We start from the raw sequence: 2,775 nt of genomic DNA, 5'->3' as shown, positions 1-2,775 counted from the left end.
GCTTGATATACTGCGCAAACTGGACCATGGCCGTAAGGTTGTCAGCGGGGATGTCGAAGAAGCCCTGGATCTGGGCGGCATGGAGATCAATTGCGACCACGCGGTCTGCACCCGCAACTGTTATAAGATTCGCAACCAGTTTGGCACTGATCGGTTCTCGCGAACGGACTTTCCGATCCTGGCGTGCATATCCGAAAAACGGGATGATTGCTGTAATGCTTGCCGCCGAAGCACGTTTCAGCGCGTCAAGGAGGATCAGCAGCTCCAACAGATTATCTGCAGGCGCATTGGTGGGTTGGATAACGTAAACGTTCAGTCCCCGCACGTTCTCGCTGATACGGAGCTTGATCTCTCCGTCAGGAAACCGGCCAACCTCAGCCTGACCGAGAGGAATACCAAGATAGGACGCGACCTTCTCGGCCAGCGGCTGGTTTGCATTGCCAGAGAAGATCTTGATCGGGTTATACTCACTCTCCATGCTTTTTCCTCCTGACCCATCCCTCTTTGTCGACTTGGACCGCTCGTGCGATGGCAAGAGCGTCCGGGGGCACATCATGGGTGATAGTCGACCCGGTCGCAGTGTACGCTCCCTCATGAATCGTCACTGGAGCGACCAGATTGTTGTTGGCGCCGATGAAGACGTCTTTCTCGATGACCGTGTGGTGCTTGACATGCGTGAATCCGTCGTAGTTACAGGTGATCGTACCTGCTCCAATATTGACGTTCTCGGCAATTGCAGCATCGCCGATGTACGAAAGATGTGGAACCTTGCTCCCCGCTCCCAAGGATGAGGCCTTGAGTTCACAGAAAGCGCCGACCTTTGACCGTTCGGCTGTCAGAGTCCCTGGCCGGATGTAGGAAAACGGACCAACTGCACAGTTGCTGCCTATCGTGGAGCCCTCCACGAACGATGCAAGAACCGTTGTTTCATCGCCCACCTGCGCGTCGATGAGAATCGTGTTGGGTCCAATGACGCTGGAGTTACCTACTTTCGTGCTTCCCTTCAGACAGGAACCTTGCCGGATCTCCGAATCGCGTCCGACAATGACGTCCCAGTCGACGCGGACAGTTGCCGGCATATCGATGGTAACACCCTCCCGGCACAGATGGTCCAGTTTTCGCCGTTGAAGCAGGCCGGCGGCCAACGCGAGCTCCACCCGGTCGTTCACACCAGACATCTCCCATGTACCATGAGCAACATGGCAACGCACATGGCTGCCATCCTGCACGGCCATTGAGAGGCAATCCGTGATGTAGTACTCGCCCTGAGCATTGTTGGGTTTCATCTGTGCCAGCCACCGGCGAAGCTCCACTGAACGAAACAGGTAAATGCCCGTGTTGATCTCGTGAATACCAAGCTGTTCCGGCCGCGCGTCTCGTGCCTCGACAATGCCAACAAATGCACCGTCCACGGTCCGCACGACGCGTCCCAGTTGGCCGGGGTCTTCGAGACATGCCGCCAGGACTGCCGCGTCTGCATGTTCAGCGAGACTCTCGTCTAGGAACTCGCGGTAGTCTTCCGCGGACGCAAAGGGATTATCCCCGTTGCATACAAGGACGTACTCCGCAGAAACGTAGTCCATGCCACACTGAACAGCGTGACCACTGCCATGCTGTTCGGGCTGAACCGCGTATGCCAGGCGGTCTCCGAACGCTGCACGAAACCCATCATTCTCTGCCGGTGTGACGACAACCGGCTGTACATCGATGTCCTTGAGCGCATCAACAACGTACCACACTATGGGATGGCCAAGGACATCATGGAGAACCTTGGGCACCGCACTCTTCATGCGGGTGCCGAGTCCTCCGGCTAGGATCAGGGCCTGGACAGCAGGATAAGACATCAGACGCCTAGCTCTTCAGAATGCCCAGCTCGAGAGCCGACTCATGGAACATGTCGGCTGCAAAGTCGAGTTGTTCCTTCGTGTGCGTCGAGCACAACATACAGCGGATGCGTGCCAGGTCTTTTGGAACGGTCGGAAAGCCAAGCGACTGCGCAAAGACTCCCTTTTCGAACAGCTTGGCAGAGAGATTCTTGGCAAGCTGTCCATCGCCAATGATGATGGGTGTGATCGGGGTCTCACTTCGCCAGGTGTCAAACCCATAGGCCTTCATTTTGGCCTTGAAGTACGCTGCGTTCTCCCACAGCTTGCGCACCAATTCGTCGCTCTCGGTCAAGATATCGATAACCTTCAGGATTGCACCGGCATCTGCCGGCGTGATGGTTGAGCTGAACAAGATTGTGCGGGACTTGTTCTTGAGATACTCGACAAGCGTGTGCGTGCCAGCGACGTATCCACCCACCACGCCGAACGCCTTCGACATGGTTCCGACCTCGACATCGACCTCTCCCTCGAGATGGAAATGATTCACAATACCACGTCCGTGATCTCCCAGAACTCCCTCGCCATGCGCATCGTCGACCATAGTGACTGCGCCAAGTCTCTTGGCTACTTCGACGATGCCGGGCAAGGGAGCGATATCCCCGTCCATACTGAAGACGCCATCGGTGATGACCATCTTCGTGCCTGGCTCGCTCTCGTACTCCTTGATTTTCTCTTCGAGACTAGCAACGTCACAATGTTTGAAGGGCACGATCTTCGCCTTGCTGAGACGGCAACCATCGATAATGCTGGCATGATTCAACTCGTCGCTGAAAATAAAGTCCCCATCGTGGACGAGCGCGGGAATGGTGCCAGAATTTGCCGTCAGACCTCCCTGGTACATTAGAACGTCCTCGACCTCTTTGAACTTCGCCAGTTTCTTCTCGCCTTC

General features: G+C 55.9%; 3 protein-coding genes. All 3 read right to left on the bottom strand.

The annotated features are described in order from the left end of the window. The coding region (locus SMC5_RS01625) for a ribose-phosphate diphosphokinase (protein ID WP_119119320.1) at positions 1 to 478 on the bottom strand (478 nt) is incomplete at its 3' end. Beyond that, complete coding sequence (gene glmU / locus SMC5_RS01620; protein ID WP_119087409.1) at positions 468 to 1,844, bottom strand: bifunctional UDP-N-acetylglucosamine diphosphorylase/glucosamine-1-phosphate N-acetyltransferase GlmU; 1,377 nt, start codon at positions 1,842 to 1,844, stop codon at positions 468 to 470. The genes glmU and SMC5_RS01625, both read right to left, overlap by 11 nt. A gap of 7 nt (positions 1,845 to 1,851) precedes the next feature. Further along, positions 1,852 to 2,775: aminotransferase class I/II-fold pyridoxal phosphate-dependent enzyme (locus SMC5_RS01615; RefSeq protein ID WP_119119319.1), on the bottom strand; the 924-nt coding region annotated here is incomplete at its 5' end.

It is taken from the genome of Candidatus Cryosericum odellii (assembly GCF_003570935.1).
In the GTDB taxonomy this organism is placed as follows: Bacteria; Caldisericota; Caldisericia; order Cryosericales; family Cryosericaceae; genus Cryosericum; species Cryosericum odellii.
The sequence above is the reverse complement of the archived record's forward strand: the minus strand, read 5'-3'. Positions and strand labels throughout refer to the sequence as shown.